23 protein-coding genes and 2 pseudogenes are annotated in these 22567 nt (G+C 73.9%); 17 read left to right on the top strand and 8 right to left on the bottom strand.

Translation table 11 applies throughout. The features are described 5' to 3' along the window. Positions 1 to 126 precede the first annotated feature (126 nt). From G7070_RS05460 to G7070_RS05435, 6 genes are read left to right on the top strand one after another with little or no spacing between them, the layout of a single operon-like run. Positions 127 to 402, top strand: a complete 276-nt coding sequence (locus tag G7070_RS05460) for a WhiB family transcriptional regulator (protein WP_166232605.1) — start codon at positions 127 to 129, stop codon at positions 400 to 402. Between the two features lie 35 nt (positions 403 to 437). Further along, on the top strand, positions 438 to 602 hold the full coding sequence (locus tag G7070_RS05455) for a Sp36 family protein (RefSeq protein ID WP_166232603.1): 165 nt from the start codon (positions 438 to 440) through the stop codon (positions 600 to 602). Further along, positions 602 to 1075 carry a RidA family protein gene (locus tag G7070_RS05450; RefSeq protein ID WP_166232601.1) on the top strand — a complete coding sequence of 158 codons (474 nt, stop codon included), beginning with the start codon at positions 602 to 604 and terminating at the stop codon, positions 1073 to 1075. The genes G7070_RS05455 and G7070_RS05450 overlap by 1 nt, the downstream gene beginning before the upstream one ends. Beyond that, on the top strand, positions 1075 to 1746 hold the full coding sequence (gene nth / locus G7070_RS05445) for an endonuclease III (protein WP_348981485.1): 672 nt from the start codon (positions 1075 to 1077) through the stop codon (positions 1744 to 1746). Before G7070_RS05450 ends, nth begins: the two co-directional genes overlap by 1 nt. Next, positions 1743 to 2348: a TlpA family protein disulfide reductase gene (locus G7070_RS05440; RefSeq protein WP_166232599.1), complete on the top strand. Its 606-nt coding sequence runs from the start codon at positions 1743 to 1745 to the stop codon at positions 2346 to 2348. The genes nth and G7070_RS05440 overlap by 4 nt, the downstream gene beginning before the upstream one ends. A 55-nt stretch (positions 2349 to 2403) precedes the next feature. Then, complete coding sequence (locus tag G7070_RS05435) at positions 2404 to 3078, top strand: NUDIX hydrolase (protein WP_166232597.1); 675 nt, start codon at positions 2404 to 2406, stop codon at positions 3076 to 3078. A gap of 52 nt (positions 3079 to 3130) precedes the next feature. Here G7070_RS05435 and G7070_RS05430 read toward each other — a convergent pair whose 3' ends face one another. Then, positions 3131 to 3985, bottom strand: a complete 855-nt coding sequence (locus tag G7070_RS05430) for a carbon-nitrogen hydrolase family protein (RefSeq protein ID WP_166232595.1) — start codon at positions 3983 to 3985, stop codon at positions 3131 to 3133. A 176-nt stretch (positions 3986 to 4161) separates the two neighbouring features. Here G7070_RS05430 and G7070_RS19780 point away from each other — a divergent pair. Then, positions 4162 to 5261, top strand: a pseudogene (locus tag G7070_RS19780) (alpha-glucosidase); the annotation flags it as partial. 168 nt (positions 5262 to 5429) lie between these two features. Then, positions 5430 to 5858, top strand: a complete 429-nt coding sequence (locus tag G7070_RS19775) for an alpha-amylase family glycosyl hydrolase (RefSeq protein ID WP_431977934.1) — start codon at positions 5430 to 5432, stop codon at positions 5856 to 5858. A gap of 122 nt (positions 5859 to 5980) precedes the next feature. On the opposite strand, the gene G7070_RS05420 is transcribed toward G7070_RS19775, so the two are convergent. Beyond that, complete coding sequence (locus G7070_RS05420) at positions 5981 to 7555, bottom strand: glycosyltransferase family 2 protein (RefSeq protein ID WP_166232593.1); 1575 nt, start codon at positions 7553 to 7555, stop codon at positions 5981 to 5983. Between the two features lie 231 nt (positions 7556 to 7786). On the opposite strand from G7070_RS05420, the gene G7070_RS05415 reads away from it, so the two are divergent. Beyond that, on the top strand, positions 7787 to 8392 hold the full coding sequence (locus tag G7070_RS05415; RefSeq protein ID WP_166232591.1) for a hypothetical protein: 606 nt from the start codon (positions 7787 to 7789) through the stop codon (positions 8390 to 8392). Here the strand turns inward: G7070_RS05415 and G7070_RS18425 are convergent. From G7070_RS18425 to G7070_RS05395, 4 genes and pseudogenes are all read right to left on the bottom strand, one after another. Continuing rightward, positions 8344 to 10557, bottom strand: coding sequence for a helix-turn-helix transcriptional regulator (locus tag G7070_RS18425; protein WP_246227382.1), 2214 nt, complete (start codon positions 10555 to 10557; stop codon positions 8344 to 8346). The two genes, G7070_RS05415 and G7070_RS18425, sit on opposite strands and share 49 nt — an antisense overlap. Before the next feature lie 203 nt (positions 10558 to 10760). Beyond that, positions 10761 to 11144 (bottom strand): annotated as a pseudogene (locus G7070_RS19770) (ATP-binding protein); the annotation flags it as partial. 116 nt (positions 11145 to 11260) lie between these two features. After that, a complete protein-coding gene (locus G7070_RS05400; protein WP_166232587.1) occupies positions 11261 to 11737 on the bottom strand; it encodes a phage holin family protein in 477 nt (158 codons plus the stop codon). Between the two features lie 63 nt (positions 11738 to 11800). Then, positions 11801 to 12547: a class I SAM-dependent methyltransferase gene (locus G7070_RS05395; RefSeq protein ID WP_166232585.1), complete on the bottom strand. Its 747-nt coding sequence runs from the start codon at positions 12545 to 12547 to the stop codon at positions 11801 to 11803. A 265-nt stretch (positions 12548 to 12812) separates the two neighbouring features. On the opposite strand from G7070_RS05395, the gene ssd reads away from it, so the two are divergent. From ssd to G7070_RS05360, 7 genes are all read left to right on the top strand, one after another. Beyond that, the gene (ssd, locus tag G7070_RS05390; RefSeq protein ID WP_166232583.1) at positions 12813 to 13853 is read left to right on the top strand and encodes a septum site-determining protein Ssd; all 1041 of its coding nucleotides are present in this window, start codon (positions 12813 to 12815) and stop codon (positions 13851 to 13853) included. Next, complete coding sequence (locus G7070_RS05385) at positions 13843 to 14976, top strand: TadA family conjugal transfer-associated ATPase (RefSeq protein WP_166232581.1); 1134 nt, start codon at positions 13843 to 13845, stop codon at positions 14974 to 14976. Before ssd ends, G7070_RS05385 begins: the two co-directional genes overlap by 11 nt. After that, on the top strand, positions 14976 to 15776 hold the full coding sequence (locus G7070_RS05380) for a type II secretion system F family protein (RefSeq protein ID WP_166232579.1): 801 nt from the start codon (positions 14976 to 14978) through the stop codon (positions 15774 to 15776). Before G7070_RS05385 ends, G7070_RS05380 begins: the two co-directional genes overlap by 1 nt. Positions 15777 to 15778: 2 nt before the next feature. Continuing rightward, the gene (locus tag G7070_RS05375) at positions 15779 to 16426 is read left to right on the top strand and encodes a type II secretion system F family protein (protein ID WP_166232577.1); all 648 of its coding nucleotides are present in this window, start codon (positions 15779 to 15781) and stop codon (positions 16424 to 16426) included. Positions 16427 to 16957: 531 nt separating this feature from the next. Beyond that, a complete protein-coding gene (locus tag G7070_RS05370) occupies positions 16958 to 17230 on the top strand; it encodes a hypothetical protein (protein WP_166232575.1) in 273 nt (90 codons plus the stop codon). A gap of 134 nt (positions 17231 to 17364) precedes the next feature. Further along, complete coding sequence (locus G7070_RS05365) at positions 17365 to 17670, top strand: TadE family type IV pilus minor pilin (RefSeq protein WP_166232573.1); 306 nt, start codon at positions 17365 to 17367, stop codon at positions 17668 to 17670. Then, positions 17667 to 18038: an Rv3654c family TadE-like protein gene (locus tag G7070_RS05360; RefSeq protein WP_166232571.1), complete on the top strand. Its 372-nt coding sequence runs from the start codon at positions 17667 to 17669 to the stop codon at positions 18036 to 18038. The genes G7070_RS05365 and G7070_RS05360 overlap by 4 nt, the downstream gene beginning before the upstream one ends. Positions 18039 to 18139: 101 nt before the next feature. Here G7070_RS05360 and G7070_RS05355 read toward each other — a convergent pair whose 3' ends face one another. Next, positions 18140 to 20491, bottom strand: coding sequence for a DEAD/DEAH box helicase (locus tag G7070_RS05355; RefSeq protein ID WP_166232569.1), 2352 nt, complete (start codon positions 20489 to 20491; stop codon positions 18140 to 18142). A 148-nt stretch (positions 20492 to 20639) separates the two neighbouring features. Continuing rightward, on the bottom strand, positions 20640 to 20981 hold the full coding sequence (locus tag G7070_RS05350) for a DUF5713 family protein (RefSeq protein WP_166232567.1): 342 nt from the start codon (positions 20979 to 20981) through the stop codon (positions 20640 to 20642). A 59-nt stretch (positions 20982 to 21040) separates the two neighbouring features. Here G7070_RS05350 and G7070_RS05345 point away from each other — a divergent pair, with 59 nt between their 5' ends. After that, positions 21041 to 22546: a methyltransferase gene (locus G7070_RS05345; protein ID WP_166232565.1), complete on the top strand. Its 1506-nt coding sequence runs from the start codon at positions 21041 to 21043 to the stop codon at positions 22544 to 22546. The last annotated feature ends 21 nt before the right edge of the window (positions 22547 to 22567 follow it).

The raw sequence follows: 22567 nt of genomic DNA, 5'->3' as shown, positions 1-22567 counted from the left end.
GCGCGCGGAGCGTACAGGCTGCACCACCATGCAACCCTCGTTGGCAAAGTTGCCGTCCGACGTTTAGCATTCTGTAATGCCGACACGGTTCTTCGACCCGGCTACCGACACGTCAGGAGGTGGGCGATGACGCTCAGCAGGACGGAAGACTGGACGCTTCAGGCGAAGTGCCGGGGGATGCAGGACAAGTTGTTCCCCGAGGGCGTCGACCAGAAGCGCGCGCGCCTCGTCTGCATGGGCTGCCCGGTCCGCTCCGAGTGCCTCGCGGAGGCGCTCGACAACCGCATCGAGTGGGGCGTCTGGGGCGGCATGACCGAGCGCGAACGTCGTCAGCTGCTGCGCCAGCGCACCGACATCCGTTCCTGGCAGACCGTGCTGTGCGGTCCCCGGAAAGAACGCTAGTCAGAACCGTCGGCCTCATCCTCTAGGGTGAGGCCATGACCAAGTGGGAGTACGCCACCGCGCCGGTTCTGGTGCACGCGACCAAGCAGATCCTCGACTCGTGGGGCGCGGACGGGTGGGAGCTCGTCACGATCATCCCGGGTCCGAACCCGCAGAACCTCGTCGCTTACTTCAAGCGGCCCCTCCAGGGGCAGTCCTGATGACCACCCCCACCGCTCGCCTCGCCGAGCTCGGCCTCAGCCTGCCGCCCGTCGCGGCCCCCGTGGCCGCCTACGTGCCCGCCACCGTGAGCTGCGGCCACATCTTCACCTCCGGGCAGCTGCCCTCGGTCTCGGGTGAGCTGATCGCCCGCGGCAAGGTCGGCGCCGAGGTGGCGCCCGAGGCCGCGGTGGACGCCGCCCGCGTGGCCGCCCTGAACGCGCTGGCCGCGGCCGCGTCGGTCGCCGGCGGCCTCGATCAGATCGGCCGCATCGTCAAGGTGACGGTGTTCGTGGCGAGCGCCCCCGACTTCACCGGCCAGCCCGCGGTCGCCAACGGCGCCAGCGAGTTGCTGGTCGCCGTGTTCGGCGACGCCGGGCAGCACGTCCGCAGCGCCGTCGGCGTCGCGTCGCTGCCGCTGGACGCCCCGGTGGAGGTCGAGCTGACCGTCGAGCCGCTCGGGGTCACCTGGTAGTGGCCGCCCCCGAGCTGGTCTTCGACCTGTTGGGGCAGATGTACCCCGACGCGCGCTGCGAGCTGGATTTCACGACCCCGCTCGAGCTGCTCGTCGCGACCGTCCTGTCGGCCCAGTCGACCGACCGGCGGGTCAACACCGTGACGCCGGCGCTCTTCGCGCGCTACCCGGACGCCGCCGCGTACGCCGGCGCCGAGGTCGCGGCGTTGGAGGAGCTGATCCGCCCGACGGGCTTCTTCCGCGCCAAGGCGGGCCACCTCATCGGGATCGGCCAGGCGCTGATCGAGCGGTTCGACGGCGTCGTGCCCGGCACGCTGGAGGAGCTGGTGAGCCTGCCGGGGGTGGGCCGCAAGACCGCCAACGTCGTGCTGGGCGACGCGTTCGGCGTCCCGGGGATCACCCCCGACACGCACTTCATCCGGGTGAGCAACCGGCTGGGCTGGGTCGACTCCACCAAACCCGACGTCGTGGAACGCACGGTGGGCGCATTGTTCCCGCCTGCGCAGTGGGTGCCGCTGGACCACCGCGTCATCTGGCACGGACGCCGCCGCTGCCACGCCCGCGGCCCCGCCTGCGGCGCCTGCCTGCTGGCCGAGGTGTGTCCCAGCTACGGGCTGGGCCCGATGGACCCCGACGTGGCCGAGGCCCTGATCCGGGAGCCGCGGGCATGAGGGCGCGCGCGATCGTGGCGGCGTTCGTCGCGGCGGCGGCGCTCGCCGGCTGCGTCGGCCCGTCCGCCCCGAGCGGCCCGATGCCGGAGGTGTCGGTCGATCCGGCGCTCGTGGCCCAGCGGGAGGCGGCCGGCATCGCCGATTGCCCGGTCACGCCGGCGTCCGCGCAGCCCGTCGGGGGCGGCCTGCCCGACCTGGTGCTCGGCTGCCTGGGGTCGGGGCGTCAGGTCAACCTGGCGGCCCTGCGCGGCACGCCCATGGTCATCAACTTCTGGGCGCAGTGGTGCGCCCCCTGCCGCGCGGAGGCGCCGCACCTCAAGGAGTACGCGGAGCTCGCCGGAGACGACGTGCTGCTGCTGGGGATCGACTACGCCGACCCGGACCCCGGGCTCGCCCTGGACTTCGCCCAGTACGCCGGCTGGACGTACCCGCAACTGACCGACCCGCTGAAGCAGACCGCCGGCCCCGTCCGGTTCTCGGGCATCCCCGTCACGATCTTCGTGGACGCCCAGGGGCGGATCGTCCACCGCACCGTGGGCGCGGTCGGTTCGACCCAGCAGCTCGTGGACGCCACCGAGCAGTACCTGGGGGTGACGCTGTGAGCGCCCCGACACGGCGGGACCGCACCACGCGCCCGGCGCCCGCGCAGGGGGCGGCGTGACCGCCCGGCCCGCCGCGCTGGACCGCCTGGTCGCCGAGCTCGCTGAGCCCGGGGGCGGCGCCCGCGTGGTGCGCGGCCGACCCGCGCGCGAAGGCCGCAAGGCGGCCGTGATGATCCTGTTCGCCGGTGCCGAGGACGCGCCGGCCGACGACCTGCACGTCGTCATCATCGAGAAGTCCCCGCACCTGCGCTCGCACGCCGGCCAGTGCGCCTTCCCGGGCGGCGGCGTCGAACCGCAGGACGCCTCCAGCGAGGAGGCCGCCTTCCGGGAGGCCCGCGAGGAGGTGGGCCTGCGGCCCGAGACGGTGGACCTGCTCGGCGTCCTGCCGCCGGCCCACGTCGCGGTGACCGGCTACGACGTCACCCCGGTCGTCGGATGGTGGCGCGCCCCGCACCCCCTGGAGATCGTGGACGACATCGAGGTCGGGGCCATCCACCAACTGCGCGTGGGTGACCTCATCGACCCGGCGAACCGGCTCACGTGGCGGCTGCCGATGGGGCACCGCGGCCCCGCGTTCGTCGTCGACGACCTGTTCATCTGGGGGTTCACCGGCCACCTGCTCGACGGGCTCATCGCCCTGGCCGGCTGGGAACGCCCGTGGGACGTCCGCCGCTCCCAGCTGGTCCCGGAGCGGTTCTGGCACCGCGCCGGCGCCGACACCGGGCAGTAGCTCCGCCGGGCGGCCGGTCCGGCGCGACCCCCGGGCATGACCCCGCGGTGCGTCAGTCCGTCGCGACGCGGGGGTCGTCGACCTCGCCGCGCAGCCGGCGATACGCCTCGGGACGCCGGTAGCGGGCCCCCCACACCTCGCGGGCCCGCCAGTCGCGCAGCGCGTCCAGGTCGAAGCGGAACGGGACGAACTGCGGGCGGGCGTCCGCCTGGGCCAGCAGCGCCGACAGCGGTCGACCCTGCGGGTCGAACACGATCGGGGTGTACGCCGACGAGCGGCCCCAGCCGTCGCCGGGGTAGTTGATCGACGCGATGGCCACCATGTTCTCGAAGGCGCGCGCCTCCAGTTGATGGGAGCGGGTGGGGTTCCAGGCGCTGGCGTTCGGCACAACGATCACCTCGGCGCCGGCCAGCATCAGTTCGCGGGCCGCCTCGGGGAACTCACGCTCCCAGCAGGTCATGACGCCGACGCGCACGCCGTCGAAGACGCCGATCTCGAAGCCGTCGCCCGGACGCAGTCCCGCCTCGGCGTCCGCGAGCAGGTGGACCTTGTCGTGGCGCAGCAGCAGTTCGCCCCGGCGTCCGATGAGCAGGGTGGAGTTGGTGCTGCCGTGTTCGTCGGCCAGCAGCGCCGTCACCAGGACGCCCACGCCCAACTCGGCGGCGATGTCGCGGAAACCCTCGACGAACGGCCCGTCGACCGGTTGCGCCACGCTCAGGTCGATCGGCAGGGCGTACCCCGTCGACCACATCTCGGGGAAGGCGACCAGGTCGGCACCGGCGGCCGCGGCCTCGCGGACGATGCCGCGCCCCAGGTGGAGCGCCGCCTCGGGGTCATGGCGGGGCGGGACGTGCTGGGCGGCCGTGATCCGGAAGGTGTGGCGCAGGCGGGCCGGTGAGAGCAGCATGGGCTGACGCGGTGGGCTGGACAAGCCACCTCCTGACGGACGGCGAAAGCCCATTGTGTCACCCCGACCAACACGCGGGGGCGCGCGCGGGGGGTCGCGAACACGCGCTGCACCACCGGCGGACCCCTGGCAGAACGGCGGTAGTTTTTTCCGCCGCGAAAGGCAAGACTTGACGCATGTCTGAGCTCGAAACCCCCTGGTGGTCCAAGGCAGTCGTCTATCAGATCTACCCGCGGTCCTTCGCGGACTCCGACGGCGACGGTGTCGGCGACCTGCGCGGCATCACCTCCCACCTCGATCACGTGGCCGGCCTCGGGGCGGACGTGATCTGGCTGTCGCCCGTCTTCCGCTCGCCGCAGGACGACAACGGCTACGACATCTCGGACTACCGCGACATCGACCCGCTGTTCGGCACGCTGGAGGATTTCGACGCGTTGCTGGCCGGCGTCCACGAGCGCGGGATGAAGCTCATCATGGACCTGGTCGTCAACCACACCTCCGACGAGCACGCCTGGTTCGTGGAGTCACGCGACCCGGCGTCCCCAAGCGCGACTGGTACGTCTGGCGTCCGGCCCGCGAAGGCTTCGAGCCGGGCACGCCCGGCGCCGAGCCGACGAACTGGGGCTCGTTCTTCGGCGGGTCGGCGTGGCAGTACGACGAGGCGTCCGGGGAGTACTACCTGCACCTGTTCAGCCGGAAGCAGCCCGACCTCAACTGGGAGAACCCCGAGGTGCGCGCGGCGGTCCACGACATGATGAACTGGTGGGTCGACCGCGGCGTCGACGGCTTCCGGATGGACGTCATCAACCTCATCAGCAAGACCCACCCGCTGACCGACGGGGCGCAGCTTCCGGGCCAGCCCTACAGCTTCGAGGTGGAGCGGGTCGCGAACGGTCCCCGGCTCGTGGAGTTCCTCGAGGAGATGAACCGCGCCGTCGGCCTCAGCGAGAAGCAGTTGTTCACCGTCGGGGAGATGGTGGCCTGCGGCGTCCAGCACGCCCGCGAGTACACCTCGCGCCGCCACGACCGCCTCAACATGGTCTTCACGTTCGAGCACGTCATGATCGACCAGGGGCCGGGCGGCAAGCTGGAGCCCAAGCCCCTGCATCTGCCCGACCTCAAGAAGAACCTGGCGCTGTGGCAGGCGGGTCTGGCGAGCGACGGCTGGAACTCCCTGTACTTCGAGAACCACGACCAGCCCCGCTCGGTCAGCCGGTTCGGCGACGACTCCGACGACCATCGGGTGGCGTCGGCCAAGGCGCTCGCGACGGTGCTGCACCTGCACGAGGGCACGCCCTACGTGTACCAGGGCCAGGAGATCGGCATCCCCAACGCCGGCTTCACCACCATCGAGCAGTACGCCGACATCGAGGCGCTGGGGCAGTACCGGCAGGCGGTCGAGGCGGGCGCGGACGCGGAGGCGCTGCTGGTGGCGCTCGGTCTCATGAGCCGCGACAACGCCCGGACGCCGATGCCCTGGACGCCGCAGGGCGGCTTCACCGACGGGACGCCGTGGCTGCCGATGAACCCGACCACGCCCACCATCAACGTGGAGACGGACGCCGCCGATCCCGACGGGGTGATCGCCTACTACCGGGAGCTCATCTCGCTGCGGCACGACCTCCCGGTCGTGCAGACCGGACGCTTCGAGCTGCTGCTGCCCGAGGACGAGCGGCTGTGGGTGTTCACCCGCACGTTGGGCGACCAGCAGATCCTGGTGATCGCCAACATGACGTCGTCGCTGGCCAGCGTCCCGATGGCCGAACTGCCCGCCATGGAGGACGCGCGCCTGCTGCTGGCCAACGTCAACACCGGCCACGACCTGCAGACGCTGCAGCCGTGGGAGACCCGGGTCTACGAGTTGGCCGTCTGACCGGTCGCCGGCCCGCCAGGAACTGACGGACCGTCGCCTCCCGGGGGAGAACGACGGTCCGTCGCCCAGCGGTGCTCGCGCCGGGTGCCCTCCGAACGCGGCCCCGCGAGATCGCCGGCCCGCTACACCCGGAAGCCGCGATGCCGGCGCAGCAACCGGTACGCCATCGCCACCGTCTGGATCGCGGCCAACACGGTCAGCGCCGGCCACAGCAGCCACAGCGCCACCTCCTTGGCCAGCAGCGGCAGTTGCGTCCACGTGATCACGATCGCGGCCAGGAAGACCGCCAGGTACAGCAGGGGCTGCAGGTGCGCGTTCGTGCCGCTGCCACGTTCGGCGGCCGCCTGGGCGCCCCAGTTGTCGACCTCCTGCCGGCTGAGGAACTTCGTCCAGCCCCGGATGAAGTGGCCCAGCTTGAGCCACATGTACAACTCGCCGGGGACGAACAACAGCGCGAACAGCACGTCGCGGGTGGTGCGGTCGTGCATCGACAGCGCCGTACGGAGGTTCAGGGCGATCGCGACCGCCGGCGGCACCAGCCACCACGGCGAGAAGACGAAGGCGTCGATGCTCAGCGAGGCGGCCAGCAGGAGGACGAACCCGATCCGCACCGTCAGGTTGAACACCATCGACCAGTTCTCCAGCCACCGCAGCCGCAGGTTCGGGTGAAAGGGCTGTCCCTGCGTGTCGCCGCGCTGCCCTGGCCACATCAGATCGATGGCGCCGTAGTTCCACTTCACCTGCTGGGCGTCCAGCGACTTCAGCGTGAGCATCGGGCCGACGTCCGCGCGGGCCCGTGCGGAGATCTTGGTGGAGAACCCGGTGCGCTTGAGCTGGATGGAGAGCAGCGAGTCCTCGACCTCGGAGTCGGTCACCCAGGGGGCGCGCTGCCGGTACTCGTCGCGGACCGTCCGCAGCGCCTCGATTGAGAACAGCGAGCACTGGCCGCCGAGGACCGCCATGTTCCGGCCGTGCAACAGGTTCTGCATGTTGAAGCTGGCGAATTGCTGCCGCTGGCCGGCGATGAGGAACCGCTCGCCCCCGCCGGACGCCTCGCTGTAGTCGATCGAGTAGATCGCGCTGATGCCGCCGATGCGCGGGTCGGAACGGATCTCCTCCAGCAGGTGGGAGACGGCGTCCCGGTCCAGTACGGTGTCCCCGTCCACGCCGAGGAAGTAGTCGCAGTCCTCGACCAGCCGGAAGCCGATGTTGAGGGCGCCGACCTTCCGCTCGGCCAGGTGGCCGACGTCGTGGACGTGGATGTCGCAGTGCATCACCTCGTCGCGGTAGCGGCGCTCGTGGTGGCCGGCGAACTCCCGCGCCACCCAGTAGGTGTCGTCGGTGGTGTTGTTCACGATGACGTGGATCACGTCGGGCACCCTGGTCTGGTCCAGCAGCGACCCGATCACTGCCGCGATGGACCCCTCCTCGTTGTACGCCGGGATGACGCACCCGATCCGCGGTTCGCCCAGCGGCTCGGGCACGTAGGCTCCGGCGAAGAGCGCGACTTCGGTGGTGGCGTGGCCCACGATCTCTGGGGAGGTTTCGTCCTCCTCGGTGGGCTCGCTGATGAGTGCGTCCTCCTCGAAGGGCTCGGTCACGACCTCGCAGTCGAGGGCGTCCGGGGCGTCCTCCACCGACTCGGGCACGTCGATGTGATGCCGTCCGATGCGTTCATCGGGCCGCAGCAGATTCATGGGGGTCCTCCATTCGTTCGGCATCCATGGTGGGGGTACGCGGAGCGACCGGGCCAGAGCGGGTGGTACCAGATTCGGAGTCTTGACTACCGGTTTCGCTGCCCCGATCCCGGTAGCGCTACCAGGGTTGGGATCCTGGGGTTGGGCGCTGGCCGGGCTGCCAGCAGGCTGTTACGTGGAGATTCACGAGGAGAGGTTGAGGCGATGCGCCGACGATGGACCCTACCGGTGGTGGCCGCGGCCCTGGCCCTGACGGGGTGCGGGACGCCGCCCTGGGCGGAGGCGCCCGCCGCGTCCGCGCCGCAGTCAGAGGCACCGGCGAAGGTGGAACCGCCGAGCCTGTTCGGCCCGCCGCCCGCGGCGGTCGTGACGCCGCCGCCCGCGGTCAGGACGCCGCCGCCCGTCGTCGACGATCTGGCCGACGGCAGCGTGAAGCGCGAGTTCAAGGCCGGCGCCATGACGGTCGCCGTGGACTACTGGTCGACGCGCAACCGCGCCGACTGGACGCCGCAGGCGGTGAAGCCGCTCACGCTGTCGGTCTCGGCCGTCGGCGCCGGCGACCTCGCGCTGGGCGCCCTCGCCGTCCAGGTGGAACGCCTCACGGCGGACGGCTGGGTGGCCGTGCCCGACGGGACCGTGACGCAGCCGGACGTGGCGGCCGCCCCGACCATCAAGGCGCCGGCGAGCGCCGGTGCGACCGTGATGGTCGGCGCGGTGGAGCCCGGGGCCACCGCGCTGCGGTACACCTTCAGCTACACCGTGACCGCCGCGTCCCGGTCGGCGAAGGTTCAGGCGGTCGGCAACGACTCGCTGACGATCGCGCTCGTGCCGGGCTGAGCCGCGTCCTGGGGCGGCTCCGGCGCGCCGGCCGGGTCCGGCTCGCCGGTCGTCCCGAAGGCATCGCGGAGGTCGGCGCGGGACGCCATGCCCAGCTTGGTCAGGGCGTTGTGCACGTGGTATTCGGCGGTGCGCACCGTCACGAACAACCTGGCCGCGATCTTCTTGTTGGTGAGCCCCTGCGCGGCCAGCAGCGCCACCTCCCGTTCGCGCGCGGTGAGGGCCGCCAGGAGGGCGTCCTGCCGCGACGGCTCGGGGCTCCCGCCCACCAGCCTGCGTAGGCGCGCGTTCCAGGGGGCGGCACCGTTCCGCTCCAGCAGGTCGAAGGTTTCGACCAGCAGGTCGTCGAGGGCGCCGGGGCGCGGCAGACCCGCGACGTCGCAAGCGCGCGCCCAGTCTTCGGCCAGCACCGCGGAGAACAGTCGCAGCGTCCCGCCGGGATGGGCGGCGCACTGGGCGTCGAGGCGGTCCAGTGCGGTCGCGAACAGTTCCGGGGCGCGAGGATCGCCGGCATCGGCGGCCAGCAGGGCGTCGGCGTGCGCCAGGATGTAGCGCGTCGCCTCGAGTTCGTACTCGGTGGTGACGAGCGCGGCTCGGGCCTCCTCGGCGGCCGGCCGATCGCCCGCCGAGAGGTGCGCGCCGACGCGGAGGACAGCCGTGGGGAAGCAGCCGATGAACGCGACCTGCCCCGCTTTCCACACCTGATCCAGCAGTCGAGCAACTTCTGCGTCGGCCCCGGTGGAGGCGACCCGGCCCCAGGTGAGCGCGAGGTTGCGGTGTGCGTCCGCCACCGTACGGACGCTGCGCGTCCGCTGCCAGCCGAGGTATTCCTCGACCAGGTCCTCCTCCCCGCGGCCGGCCGGGACCAGCGCGGCCATGGCGAACACCTGCTGCCACAGCGTGGGCTGCAGCGTGTCCAGCGAGACCGCCAGTTCCTGGTCGGCGAGCGTCCGGGCGTGCTCCCAGTCGCCGTCCTGGAAGGCCACGGACGCCAGCGTGAGGCGCGCCTGGATGCGCAGCGCGGCGAGGTCGGGCAGCCCCACCTCCTCCAGGGTCGCCCGGGCCGCGCCCAGGTCTCCCATCAGGAACTGAAGGCCCCCGATCAGGCAGCCCACCAGGGGCATCACCGGTTCGAGTCGGGGATCGACGGACATCTCGTCGGCGAGGCCGCGCAGGCCGGCGAGGCGCTCCCGCGGCGTGAGCTCGTGGTTGAGGGCGTGGATGATGAGCGCCTCGACGCCGTGGGCGATCAACATCAACTCGGGGATGGCGAGCAGCGCGTCCGGCCGCACGTAGTCGCCGCGGCCGTGCAGCGCCTCGATCAGCGGGCGGAAGCGTTCCCCGACGTAGGGGCTTCCGCTGAGCGCCCCCTGCAGCGTGACATAGACGGCGGTGTGGGCCAGGAGCACCAGTTCGCGTGTGTCCCCGATCCGGGCGGTGTCGATGCGGTTCAGGTGCTCGGCGGCGACGGCGGGGGCGAGCCGCTCGACGTTCATGAGGATGTCCACGGCCGCCTGCGCGACGCCGGGCCGCATCGCGGAGAGGTCGTCGACGACGTCGCCCAGCATGCCGGGGCGTCCGGCGCGCAGCGGCACCAGCACGACCTCGATCAGGGTGGCGGGATCGAGCCGCGCGGCGTAGCGGGCGAGCCGGAACGCCAGCCCGACGTCCCGGTGCGCGTACGCCTCGGCCAGCCCGTCGCGAAGCTCGGCAAGCAGTCCGGGGGCGGTGGCGGCGTCGGCGATCGCCACCCGGTGCTCCAGGGCGTCCAGGCCGGTCTGCACCTGCGCCAGCGCGGCGTGCGACGCCGTCGCCTCCGACCACGGCACCCGGTCCATCACCTCCGCCGCGCAGTGGTGCCGCAGCCGGAGCGTCTGGGCGCCGGAACGCATGACGAGCCCGGTGGCCAGGAGGCGCGCGACGCCCGTGTCGGGCAGGCCGCGCAGGTGCAGCACCCGTGCCAGTCGGGGACCGTCCAGTTCGCCGGCTTGGGCCAGCGCCAGCAGCGCCGCCCTGTCGGCCTGACTGGCCGTCTCCCACGCCGCCGCCAAGTGCTGACGCACCAGGCCGCTTCGGTGGGTCGTCGTGGCGAGCCGGCGCAGCACGGGCAACAGGTCGGTGGATCGGGCCGACAGGCGCAACTGATCGACCAGCGAGGACAGCATGGCCGGGTACCCCCGGTCGCATCGAGGACGCGGGAGAGGGTGTCCCCGGCGGTGGGAATGCCGAGTTGTCGGCGCAGGTACTCTGCCGCCTCTGCTTCGCCGAACGGTTCGATCGGCAGGATGCGGCCCGCCTCGGGAGAGCGCAGCAGGAGGGTCAGGCCGTCGAACAGTGGCCCCGGCTCGTCGGTGCTGGTCACGATCAGGAACATCGGAAGCCTGCGCACCCGACGGATCACCCGCCACAGGGTCACCTGCGACGCCTCGTCCATCCATTGTGCGTCCTCGATGAGGAGGCAGGACGGGCTGGCGTCGGCGAGGGCGCTCAGGAGGGCGGACGCCGGCTCGTCGCCCAACTCGATGCCGAGCGCGTGGGCGAGGTCATCCGCGGCGGAGAGCGGCCGGTGACGATCCTCCGGATAGACGTCGACGCGGTGGACGGGGTGACCAGCGAGGGAGGAGGCCGCGCGGGCGAGCGTGGATTTGCCCACGCCCTCGGGACCGATCAGCCAGGCGACCCGGGCGCCGGAGGTGATCGTGGCGGCGAGCGCGGCCAGTTCCTCCAACTGCCGCTGCCTACCGACGATCACCCATCACCCCCCGTGCTTCACCGCGAATCTACACGCGGGGCGCTGAGCACGGTCAACGGTGTTTCAGGTAGCGGTATCGGTGTTGCGCTCATCGGGATGCGGTGGCGGGGCCGTTTTCAGTCGAGCTTGACGCGCGAGCCCACCGCCGGCGTCCGGGGCGCTCCCGCGGCGATGGCCTTCACGTTGGCGTCCGCCTGGTCGATCGCGTCGGCGACCGCGCCGATGGTGAGGTTGACCTCGCTGATGGTCTTCTCGGGGGCCTCGACGTGCATCTTGCTCTTGCCGATCAGCACCAGCACGAGCACCACGATCAGGATGAGGACGGCCAGCGTCACGAAGCCCAGGACGAACGCCCACGCGAGCGGGACGACGTAGGAGTACAGCGCCGAGAACACCAGCGCGACGCAGATGAACAGCAGCGTCAGGGCCTGGAGGCCGAGATAGCCGGCGGCGCCGAACAAGCCGGCGCCCAGCCCCAGCCGCTTCGCCTGGGGGACGAGTTCGGCCTTGGCCAACTCGATCTCACCCCGGACGATCGTTTGGATGTCGCTGGTGATGTCCTTGATGACTTCACCGAGCTGAGGCTCAGACATGGAAGCTCCTTCGACGACTGCAGTTCATGCTAGCGGGCGGCGCCTGGGTCGGCGCGGACGGCCTCACACCCTGATGGCGAGGCCGTCGGTGCCCTGCGGGGGGAGCGGGCGGCGTCCGGGATCGACCTCGGCGCGCCAGCAGGACACCTGGTAGGGCAGCAGCAGGGGTTCGGGAACCCGGGCCGACGACTCGTACAGGGCGCCGACCTCGCCCATCAGGCGGCCCAGGCGGTCGGCGTCCAGATCGGGGAACCGGCGCGCCACCATGTCCAGCAGATCGACCCGCGAGATCGGCACCCACAGCCGGTGGTGGCGCTCCTCGACGGTCGCGAACAGCTCCGACTCGATCAGCCGGTCCACGCTCTCGGTGCCGTACGCGCCCGCCATCGCGCCCGGGTCCACGTCGCGCAGCAGGGCGGTGAGGCGCCGCACCCACGGGACGGAGTCGTCGCGGACGGTGTAGCTCACGGCCAGGTGCCCGCCCGGCGCCATGACGGCCGCGACCTGCGCGAGCGCGTCCGCGCTGAGGCGGTGCAGCGACTGATGCACGAAGACGGCGTCGAACGACCCGCCGGCGAACGGCAGGTGCTCGGGGGAGGCGACCGTGGGCAGCGCCTGCGGGGCGCGGGCCAGCAGCGCTCGGACGCCGGCGCGGCTCGCGTCGCAGGCCACCAGGAGGCCGTCGGTGGTGAACCCGCCCAGCACGGGCGCGGTGGCGCGCCCCAGGACGAGGACTCTGGCGTCCGCGCGGGCGGGCGCGAGCCACTCGATGGCCGTGCGGGGGAAGGCCGGATGGCTGGTCACGGGCATGGCCACGATGGTAGCGACCGCTCCCGCGCGTTCCCGGAGCACGCGCTCGTCGGAGGCGGTTCGGGATCGAGAGGTGCCCGTTGAGGGGAGGTGCCGGAGGCGTGCCTGGGGACCTGGCTTCGGTGCCCTCCGCCTCAGGCGCCGCAGCATCCTCGGCCGAAAGCGGCGCGTCAACCCGGGACGCGGAACTGTGGACGGCCGGACTACGCATCCACAGGCGGACGGCCGCTGACGCGCGGACCGTCGCGCGGCCCAACCTGCGGGCATGGACGACGAGCGGCCGGTGGTACTGGCGACCCGGGACACCCGCGTCCGCGACGCCGTGGAGGCGGCGGCGGTCACCCTGGGCCGCGCGGTGCGCCTCGCACCCGACGCGGACGCCGCCCTCGCGGCCTGGCCGCACGCCGCGCTGCTGCTGATCGGCACCGACCTCGCGGCCGCGCTGGCCGCCGCGACACCCCGCCGACGGCCCGGCGTCTATCTCATCGGGTTCCCCGACGGCGACGCGGCCACCTGGTCGGTGCCTCTCGGCGCCGCCGTGATCCCGCTGCCGCACGGTTCCCCGCTGTTGGCCGACGTCCTCGCGGGGCAGCAGGTCGCCACCGGGACGGTCCTGGCGGTGGTCGGTGGTTCGGGAGGCGTCGGGGCGAGCACGCTTTCGGCCGGGGTCGCCCTCGCGGCGTCCGGCGCGGGGCGGGGCTCCGCCCTGGTCGAGGTCGACGAGCAGGGCGGCGGGCTGGATCTGTTGCTCGGCGCCGAGCGGGTGCCCGGCTGGCGCTGGCCGCGGCTGACCGGTGCGCGCGGCGAGGTCGGCGACGTGCGCGGCCTGGTGCCCCGGGTCGCGGGGGTCAGCGTGGTGGCGATGGGGCGCGGCGAGCAGCCCGCCCCGCTTCCCGGGGACGCCGTGGTGGCCGTGCTCGGCACCCTGGCGCGGCACCACGACCTCGTGGTGGTCGACGCGGGCCGTGCCCCGGTACCGGTCGCGCGGCACACCGTGCAGGGCGCCGACCAGGTGTTGCTCGTGGTGGCCTCCGACGCGCGCGGCGTCGCCGCGGCGGCCGCCACCGCAGGCCAGTTCGCGTGGGACGGCGCCGCAGCCGTCGTCCGGGCGGTGCCCGACGGCGCGGCCCCCGAGGCGGTCGCCGACGCGCTGGGCCTCCCGCTGGCGGGCGTCCTGCCGCACGACCCGCGGCTGCCGCGGGCAGCGGCGGAGGGGGCGCCGCCGAGCGCGTCCGGACGGCGGTGGCGCCGGGCTGCCGCGCGCCTGGCGCAACGAGCCCTGGGGGAGGCCTCCGATGACCGTTGATCTCGACGAGGTGCGGGCACGGCTGAGCGTGCGGGGTGAGCCGGCGCGACCGGCCGAGGTCGCCGACGCGCTGGCGTGGCTGGGTCACGTAGTCAGCGACGACGCCGTGCTGAGCACGGTCGCGGCGCTGCGCCGCGAGAGCGAGGGGGCCGGGGCGATCGACGACCTGCTGCGGCTCCCGGGGGTGACGGACGTCCTCGTCAACGGCCCCGACGAGGTGTGGATCGATCGGGGTGCCGGGCTGGAGCGGGCCGACGTCGGGTTCGGCACCGAGGAGGCCGTGCGGCGGCTGGCGGTCCGGCTCGCCGCCCAGGTGGGCCGAAGGCTGGACGACGCCAGCCCGTTCGTCGACGCTCGGATGCCCGACGGCACCCGCGTCCACGCGGCGCTGGCCTGCGTGGCGGGCCGCACGTGCCTGTCGCTGCGGGTCCCGGCGCGCGTCCGGATGACGTTGGCGGACTGGGAGGCGCGGGGCTCGATCACGTCCGAGGGTGTATGCCTGCTGCGGCGGCTCGTGGCGGGGCGTGCGGCCCTGCTGGTTTCGGGCGGGACCGGTTCGGGGAAGACCACCCTGCTGGCGGCCCTGTTGAGCGAGGTGTCGCCGTCGGAGCGGCTGGTGATCGTCGAGGACAGCCGGGAGTTGGATCCCGAGCACCCGCACGTCGTGCGCCTGGAGGGGCGCGTCGCCAACGCGGAACGGGCCGGGGGCGTCGCCCTGACCGAACTGGTGCGCAACGCGCTCCGCATGCGTCCGGACCGGCTCATCGTCGGGGAGGTGCGCGGCGCCGAACTCGCCGACCTGCTGGCCGCCCTCAACACCGGCCACGAGGGCGGGTGCGGCACGGTCCACGCCAACTCCGCCGCCGCCGTGCCGGCCCGTCTCGAGGCGCTCGGCGCGCTCGGAGGGCTCGCCCGCCACGCGCTGCACGCGCAGGCGGCGGCGGCGCTGGACGTCGTCGTGCACGTCCGCCGGGAGCCCGGCGGCGGGCGCCGCGTCGAGCAACTCGCCGTGCTGGAGCCCGGTGCGGACGGCCTGGTGCGGGCCGTGCCGGCGATCGCGTGGGGTCCCGACGGCGTCCCGACCCGGGGGCCGGCGGCCTCGAGGCTCGAAAGGTGGTCGTGATGGCCTGGCTCGCCGCTCTCCTCGCCGCGTGCGCCGCGTGGTGGTGCGTCCCCTCCGGGCGAGCGGGGCTCCGCAGGCTCCCACCGACACCGGCCAGGTCCGGCCGTGCGCGTCGCCGAGGCACCCTCGCAGCAGCGGCCCCGTTCGCGGGCGGCCTGCTGGCGCTCGCGCTCCTCGCCGGGCCCCGCGGAGTCGCGCTGGGAGTGGCGGCGTCCCTGCTGCTGGGCACGGTGGCCCACCTCGCGCTGGCGCGGGCGCGGCGGCGCCGCGCCTCGAGGCGCCGCGTCGAGGTGGTGCACGCGGGAGAGCTGATGGCGGGGCTGCTCCGGGTCGGCCGGGTCACCGCTGTCGCGCTGGTCGAGGCGTCCCAGGACGCCCCGGTGCTGCGCTTGGCCGCCGCCGAGCACACCGCCGGCGGCGAGGCGGCCGCCGCGCTGCGTCGGGGCGCGGCCGACCCGGGCTGTGCGGGCCTGGCGGATCTCGCCGACGCGTGGGAGATCGCGACGCGGACCGGGGCCTCGCTCGTCGACGCGGTGGACGCCGCCGCGCGCCGCCTCGCCGAGGAGGGGGAGGTGGCGCGCGTCGTGGACGCCGAACTCGCGGCGGCGAGGCTCGCCGGCCGCACCATGTGCCTGCTGCCGCTCGCCGGGCTGCTGCTCGCGTTCGCGCTGGGCGGGAATCCGGTCGCGTTCCTCACGGGCTCGCCGATCGGCTGGCTGTGCCTGGACGTCGGGGTCGGCCTGGCGTGCGCCGGGGTGCTGTGGATCGACGCGGTAGCGGTCGCCGCCGGGGGGCGGTGACGGTGAGCGGGTGGGGCCTGGTGTCCGCGCTGATCGCCGCGGCGGGAGTCGCGTGGTGGCTTCCGTCCGACGGGCTGGGCCGGCTTCGGGCCGGTCGGGACGGGGGCGTCCTCGGGCGGCTGCGGCGCCGGCCGGGGGCCTTGGAGTCAGGACGTCGGACCGCGCTGCTTCCGACTCTGCCGCGGCGGCGGGAGGTCGCCCGCGCCGCCGCCCTGCGTCGTTCGGCGCCGGCGGTGTGCGCGCTGCTGGCCGTCTGCCTGGACGCCGGCGCGCCCCCCAGGTTCGCCCTGCGTGAGGTGGCCGCGGTCGTCGGAGGGCCCGCCGGTCGTGAGCTCGAGGCGGTGGTGCGCCGCATCGACGTCGGACTCGACGAGGCCCAGGCGTGGCTCGACCTGGCGCAGGTGCCCGGCTACCACGCTGTGGGCCGTGACGTGGCGCGCGCGATCCGCTCCGGGCTGGGGCTGGCCGACCTCCTGCGGCATCACGCGGCGGAGGCGCATCGCGACCTCGCCGGAGCCGCCCTCGTGCGCGCGCGCAGCGCGAGCGTGCGCGGGGTGATCCCCCTGATGGTGTGCTTCCTGCCTGCGTTCATCGCGCTGGGCGTCGTGCCGATCTTCGGCTCGTTCACGTTCCACCTGCCGCTTCCCTGAGAGGAGGGCGCGACGGGGCACGGGGCGCGATGCCTCCGTGTGCCACGGATCATGACCGGATGGGCTCCGGCGATCTCCGCCGCTCGCGCGTCGACAGCCTGTGAGAACACCGTACGAGTCGCCTCTGGCCCACATCTGGATCGATCCCGAGCGGCCCGCTGGTTCGATCAGGAAGCGCTGCTTCACGTGAGGGCGTCCTTGCCGCCGATGACGAGCATGATCGCCGACGCCCGACCTCGGTGACGACCGCGCCGGCCCCGACCGGTTGGAGCTCGGCTCGTCGGGGTGGAACAGCAGGCGACCACAGGAGGGTGGAGTTCGACGTGCTGAGCCCCGTGACGCGCCGCGACGACTCGAGGAGGTGCGTGGCGTGGAGAGCGCGGCTCAAGCGCGCCGCCACTGTCCACAGCCACGGTGTCTCCCCGGTGAGGTGTCCACAGCCCGCCCGCGCGGTGACACCGAGCCGCCGGCGCGGCCCAACCTGAGGGTGCACCGCGCAGGGCGGTGCGGAGCCCGACCCCAGGAGATGCCATGTCCGCAGCAACCCTCGTCCCCGCCGATTCGGCGGCCCCCGGCCCGATCCCCGCACCGGTGCGCCCGGGGGCGCACCCGGCTCTGCGGGAGCGGGGCATGGCCACGATCGAGTACGCCATGGGCGTCGTCGTGGTCCTCGTGATCATCGGTGTCGTGATCGCCGCCATCCAGACCGGGACGTTCCAGCAGCTCATCGAGCAGTTGCTCGGGGCGATCATGGGCTGGGTGGAGCAGGCTTTCAAGATCCCGCTCCCGTTCCCCAAGCCGTGACCAGCTCGCTGACGCGGGGGCCCGGCGCCGGCCGCCCCCGCGTCGGCCCTCCCGGTCGGGGTGGCCCGGAGAGCGAGCCCGTCCTCGTGGTCGTGCGGGGGCCGCGGCGGGGTCCCCAGTGGTGGGAGCGGGGCATGGTCGCCGTCGAGACCGCCTTCGCGGTTCTGATCCTCGCGGCGGTGGGGGCGTTCGTGATCTCGGTGGCCGGGGTGATGTTCGCTCAGACCCAGTGCCAGGTCACCGCCGACGAGGTGGCCCGCCAGTTGGCGCGCGGCGACACCGCCGCGGTGCAGCGGGCGCGTGCGGATGCCCCCGCAGGTGCGTCGGTCGTGACGCGCGAGGAGTCGGGGGCGACCGTCGCGGAGGTGCGGCTCGAGGCGCGCCTCGGCCCGGTGGTGTGGCCGATCCGTGCGCAGGCCCGTGTCCTGGCGGAGCGATGAGCCGGCCCCGGGGCGAGCGCGGCTCGGCACTGCTGTGGGCGGGGCTGGTCCTTGCGCTGATGGTGGGCCTCGGCGCGCTCCTGGTGGCGACCGGGGCGCTGACGGCGCGCGGCCGGGCGGCGCAGGGCGCCGCCGACCTGGCCGCACTGGCCGGGGCGAAGGCCGCCTTGGCCGCGCGGGACGCGTGCGCTGATGTCGCCGCCTCGGCCCGCCTCAACGGGGTCGAGGTGGTCGCGTGCTCGGTGGCCGGAGACGAGGTCGAGATCGTGGTGACCGTCGACGTCAGAGCCGAGGTCGGTGTCGGCCCATGGCGCGCCACCGTCGAGGGGCACGCGAACGCGGGGGTGCTGACCGGGGCCCCCGCGTGAGCGGGACGGGTGTGGCGCGGCGAGCCCCGTCAGGCCGCCTGTGCCCGCGCGGCGCGGCGAGCCCCGTCAGGCCGCCCTTCCCGCGCGACGTGGCGAGCCTCTCAGGCCGTGCCAGACAGCGCCCCAGTCGCCGGGCGGGTCGAGCAGGGTTGCGCGGATGCCGCCCGGCGGTCCGCGTCGAGGGGACGCCCCAGCAGCAGCGCGACCAGCGCGGCGGCACCCGCCTTGTCGAGCGGGTTGTTGCCCGAGCCGCACTTCGGGGAGACGACGCAGGCGGGGCACCCCTGCTCGCAGGGGCAGGTCAGCAGCCGGTCGAGGGTGGCGGCCCACCAGGCGTCGGCGCGGTCGAAGCCGCGCTCGGCCAGCCCCGACCCGCCGGGCAGGCCGTCGTGGACGAACACGGTGGCCGTGCCGGTGTCGGGGTGCAGCAGCGTGGAGAGGCCGCCGATGTCCCAGCGGTCGCACGGCACGAACGCCGGCAGCAGCCCGATGGCGCAGTGCTCGGCGGCGTGCAGGGCGCCGGGGAGGTCGAGCAGGTCGACGCCGCAGCCCGCGAGCACGGCCTCGGGCAGGGTCCACCACGTCGCGCGGGTGGTGAGGTGGCGGGCCGGGAACTCCAGGGGCGTCTGATCCCAGACCTCGCCCGACTCGGAGTCGCGCCGCAGGTACGACGTCACCTGGCTCGTGAGTTCGACCGTGCCCGAACTCAGCGTGCCGGACCCGAACGGGCGGGAGCGCTCGGTGGTGAGGATGCGCACATCGGAGAGGGACTGCGGCTGGGTGTAGTACGCGGGATCGGCCCGGTGGACCAGGGCGACCCGGTCGGCCTCGTCCACCTCCTGCACGAGCCAGGTCTCGCCCTGGTGCACGTAGATCGCCTCGGGGTGCACCGTGCGGTCGGCGGCGCCGGCGTCCACCTGGCCGATGACCCGGCCGGTCGCCTGGTCGACGACCTCGTACGCCTTGCCCTGCGCCGACCGCAGGTCGATGGAGTCCACCGCACGCGAGGCGTGCGGCCAGAACCACCCCAGGGCGCGGCGCCGCAGGGCGCCCTGCCGGGTGAGGCTCTCGGCGAGCCGGACGGTGTCCGGACCGAACCACGCGGCGTCGGCTTCGGTGAGCGGGCGCTCCTGCGCGGCGGCGCACAGGTGCGGGCCGAGCACGAACGGGTTCTCGACGGGGACGACCGTCCGCTCGACGGGGCGCGCGAAGATCAGGTCGGGGTGCTGCACCAGGTAGGCGTCCAGCGGATCCTCCCGGGCGGCCAGCACCGCGACGGCGTCCCGCCCCGCGCGCCCGGCCCGCCCCACCTGCTGCCAGAACGCCGCCAGCGTCCCGGGGAAACCCGCCGTCACGACCGCGTCCATGCCGGCGATGTCGATGCCGAGTTCGAGGGCGTTCGTGCTGGCGACCCCGCTCAGCCGCCCCTGGCTGAGCGCCGACTCGATCGAGCGCCGGTCCGTGGGCAGGTAGCCGCCGCGGTAGGCGGCGATGGTCGTGGGGTCGGGGGAGAGTTCCTTGGCGCGGATCGCCACCAGTTCGGCCTGAAGGCGTGACGTGGTGAAGGCGAGCGCCTGGCCCTCCCGGGCGAAGCCGGCCAGCAGCCCGGCGGCGGTCTCGGTGAGGTGGCCGGTGGGGGACAGCAGCACGACGTCGAGCGCCGGGCGCGGCGAGGCGTCGTCGGTGACGGCGACCACATCGTCGGAGCCGATGAGCGCCGCGGCGATCGACTCGGGTTCGGCGATCGTCGCCGAGGCGCACACGAAGATCGGGTCGGCGCCGTAGTGGTGCGCCAGCCGCCGCAGCCGCCGCAGCACCGCCGAGACGTGCGCGCCGAACAGCCCCTTGTACCGGTGCGCCTCGTCCACCACCACGTGCGTGAGGCCGCCCAGCAGACGCGCGAACCGGGCGTGCTGCGGCAGGACGCTGCGGTGGAGCATGTCGGGGTTGGTCAGCACGTAGGAGGCGAACTCCCGGGCGAACCGCCGCTCGTCGGGATCGGAGTCGCCGTCGAGCGTCGCGACCCGCCAGTCGGGCACCCCCAACTCCTCGCACGCCCGCAGCTGGTCGTGCGCGAGCGCCTTGGTCGGGGCGATGTAGAGCGCGGTCGGCCGGCTCGTCACCCGCAACCCGGAGCGCTCGCCGCGCGCCCCCGGCACGCGGCAGCCCTCGGGCAGGACGCCGTCGGCGGTCGCCGCCAACACCGGCAGCAGGTACGCCAAGGACTTGCCCGACGCCGTGCCCGTCGCCAGCGCGACGTGGCGGCCGGCGTGCGCCGCCTCGGCGGCCTCGACCTGATGCAGCCAGGGTCGCTCGATCCCCTGGCGGGCGAACGCGTGTTTCAACCGCGAGGACGCCCAGACCGGCCACTCCGCGGTGCGGCCGGGTCGGGCCTCGCGGTGGTGGGTGTGCGCGACGGCGTCGGAGTCGGCCAGCCACGCGGGGACGGCCATCACGACCACCCGCCAAACACGCCCCGCGTCCTCATCCGCGCCACTCCTCACCACCGGTCATCCCGCTGGCCGCGAGGCTACCCCCGCCCTCCGACACTCCCGCGGCCGGACGCGCGGCGGGTGCCGAACCCGGGTGGTGAGGGCGGCGTCACCAGTCGCGGGGGGCGGTCAACTCCTCGATGTCGGCGTCGGCGTGGCCGTAGGCCTGCGCGATGCGCTCGAAGTCCAGGCCGATGCAGTCGCGGGCGGCGGTCTCGATCTCGCTGCCGGCGTCCCAGAACTCCTCCTGCAGGTCGTTGAACTGCTCGGTGGCGGCGTGCGTCAGCGCGTACAGGGCGGGCAGATCCGCCGGGCGCTGCGTCTCGATCCGCTCGCACAACCCCCGCAGGATCGCCGCCCCCTTGTCGACCAGGTGGTCGGGGAAGTAGTCCGAGGCGTACATGCCCGCCAGGAACGGGTACGACGCCATCGTCGGGTCGGTGATGGGCATGGGGGCTCCTCGCGTCGGTCGGGTGCGGGAAGCCTAGCGAGCCGTGGGAGGCTGGGACCATGCTCGATTCCACGGACGCCCACGCCCTCGCCGGACGACTCGCCGACGCCGGCTACACCCTGGAGGCGACCACCGATCGGCTCGGGGACGCCGCCGTGGCGGCCCTGGCGCGCAACACCACACTCGCCGCGCGGGACGCCCTCGGCGAGGCCACCGACGCCCAGGCCGACCTCACCCGGCTGTTCCTGTTGCACGACGCGGTGCCCGCCTCGCGGGTGGCGGCGGCCCTCGGCGATCCGGCCCCGTTGCTGGACGCCGGCGTCCTGGCCCGCGACGGCGACGACCTGCGCGCCGCCCTCGAGATCCGCCCCTACGCGGCCACCGCCGACCCCGGCGAGCCGGGCGGCTTCGACGGCTGGGTCGCCCACGACCTCCTGCCCACCCTCGACGGCCGCATCGACGCCCCGCGTCCCGACTACGTGCTGGGCCTGTCCCCGGCGTCCAGCACGCTGGCGCAGATGACCATCCGGCGCCCCGTCGGCAGCGCGCTCGACCTGGGGACCGGCTGCGGCGTCCAGAGCCTGCACCTGGCCACCCACGCCGACCGGGTCGTCGCCACCGATCTCAACCCGCGCGCCGTCGACTTCGCCCGGCTGACCGTCGCCCTCAACGGCCTGGACGTGGACGTCCGCGCGGGCTCGCTGTACGAGCCGGTGGCCGACGAACGGTTCGACCTGATCGTCACCAACCCGCCCTACGTCATGAGCCCGCCCACCGGCGAACGGCTGGTCTACCGCGAGGGCGGCTTCGCCGGCGACGGACTGGTCGAGCAGGTGGTCCGCGGCGGCGCGGCGCGGCTCAACCCCGGCGGCACGCTCCAGGTGCTCGGCAACTGGGCCATCACCGACGACCAGCCCTGGGAGGAGCGGCTGGCCGGCTGGATCGCGCCCACGGGAGCCGACGCGCTGGTGCTGCAGCGGGAGCGGCTCGACGTGTACGAGTACATCGAGGTCTGGCTGCACGACGCGGGCCTGGTCGGCAAGCCCGAGTACGCGGGCCGCTACCGGGAGTGGCTGGACTACTTCGCCGCGCACGGCATCACGGGCGTCGGGATGGGCTGGATCATGCTGCACGCCGCGGGACGCGAGCGCCCCGACCTGCGCTTCGAGGAGTGGCCGCACGCCGTCGTCCAGCCCGTCGGGGGTGCTTTCGCCGACCATCAGCGCGGCGTCGCCGAGGCCGACGTGACCGACGACCACCTGCTGAGCGCCACCTGGACGCTGAACCCCGGCGTCGACCTGGAGACCCTCGGACGCCCCGGGGAGGCCGACCCGGAGCACGTCGTGTACCGGCAGCGCTTCGGCTTCGCCCGCGCCGTCGAGGCCGACACCGCGCTCGGCGCGGTGCTGGGCGCCTCCGACGGCGAACTGAACGCCGCGACGCTCATCCACGCCGTCGCCGACATCCTGGACGCCGACGCGGACGCCCTGGCCGCGGACCTGCTGCCCCGGCTGCGCGACCTGATCCGGCAGGGCTACCTGGCGCGGAGCGAGCCCGCGGCCTGAGCGCGGCCCGCCGGGCGCGCA

The sequence above is a fragment of the Propioniciclava coleopterorum genome, assembly GCF_011393335.1.
GTDB lineage: Bacteria > Actinomycetota > Actinomycetes > Propionibacteriales > Propionibacteriaceae > Propioniciclava > Propioniciclava coleopterorum.
This window is presented reverse-complemented; position numbering and strand designations above follow the sequence as displayed.

Excerpts from the sequence above, each read along its gene's own strand:
- G7070_RS05460 (WP_166232605.1), top strand. The coding sequence starts at position 127 with ATGACGCTCAGCAGGACGGAAGACTGGACGCTTCAGGCGAAGTGCCGG.
- G7070_RS05455 (WP_166232603.1), top strand. The coding sequence starts at position 438 with ATGACCAAGTGGGAGTACGCCACCGCGCCGGTTCTGGTGCACGCGACC.
- G7070_RS05450 (WP_166232601.1), top strand. The coding sequence starts at position 602 with ATGACCACCCCCACCGCTCGCCTCGCCGAGCTCGGCCTCAGCCTGCCG.
- G7070_RS05440 (WP_166232599.1), top strand. The coding sequence starts at position 1,743 with ATGAGGGCGCGCGCGATCGTGGCGGCGTTCGTCGCGGCGGCGGCGCTC.
- G7070_RS05430 (WP_166232595.1), bottom strand. The coding sequence starts at position 3,985 with ATGCTGCTCTCACCGGCCCGCCTGCGCCACACCTTCCGGATCACGGCC.
- G7070_RS19775 (WP_431977934.1), top strand. The coding sequence starts at position 5,430 with ATGAGCCGCGACAACGCCCGGACGCCGATGCCCTGGACGCCGCAGGGC.
- G7070_RS05420 (WP_166232593.1), bottom strand. The coding sequence starts at position 7,555 with ATGAATCTGCTGCGGCCCGATGAACGCATCGGACGGCATCACATCGAC.
- G7070_RS18425 (WP_246227382.1), bottom strand. The coding sequence starts at position 10,557 with ATGCTGTCCTCGCTGGTCGATCAGTTGCGCCTGTCGGCCCGATCCACC.
- G7070_RS05400 (WP_166232587.1), bottom strand. The coding sequence starts at position 11,737 with ATGTCTGAGCCTCAGCTCGGTGAAGTCATCAAGGACATCACCAGCGAC.
- G7070_RS05395 (WP_166232585.1), bottom strand. The coding sequence starts at position 12,547 with ATGCCCGTGACCAGCCATCCGGCCTTCCCCCGCACGGCCATCGAGTGG.
- ssd (WP_166232583.1), top strand. The coding sequence starts at position 12,813 with ATGGACGACGAGCGGCCGGTGGTACTGGCGACCCGGGACACCCGCGTC.
- G7070_RS05385 (WP_166232581.1), top strand. The coding sequence starts at position 13,843 with ATGACCGTTGATCTCGACGAGGTGCGGGCACGGCTGAGCGTGCGGGGT.
- G7070_RS05380 (WP_166232579.1), top strand. The coding sequence starts at position 14,976 with ATGGCCTGGCTCGCCGCTCTCCTCGCCGCGTGCGCCGCGTGGTGGTGC.
- G7070_RS05370 (WP_166232575.1), top strand. The coding sequence starts at position 16,958 with ATGTCCGCAGCAACCCTCGTCCCCGCCGATTCGGCGGCCCCCGGCCCG.
- G7070_RS05365 (WP_166232573.1), top strand. The coding sequence starts at position 17,365 with ATGGTCGCCGTCGAGACCGCCTTCGCGGTTCTGATCCTCGCGGCGGTG.
- G7070_RS05360 (WP_166232571.1), top strand. The coding sequence starts at position 17,667 with ATGAGCCGGCCCCGGGGCGAGCGCGGCTCGGCACTGCTGTGGGCGGGG.
- G7070_RS05355 (WP_166232569.1), bottom strand. The coding sequence starts at position 20,491 with ATGGCCGTCCCCGCGTGGCTGGCCGACTCCGACGCCGTCGCGCACACC.
- G7070_RS05350 (WP_166232567.1), bottom strand. The coding sequence starts at position 20,981 with ATGCCCATCACCGACCCGACGATGGCGTCGTACCCGTTCCTGGCGGGC.
- G7070_RS05345 (WP_166232565.1), top strand. The coding sequence starts at position 21,041 with ATGCTCGATTCCACGGACGCCCACGCCCTCGCCGGACGACTCGCCGAC.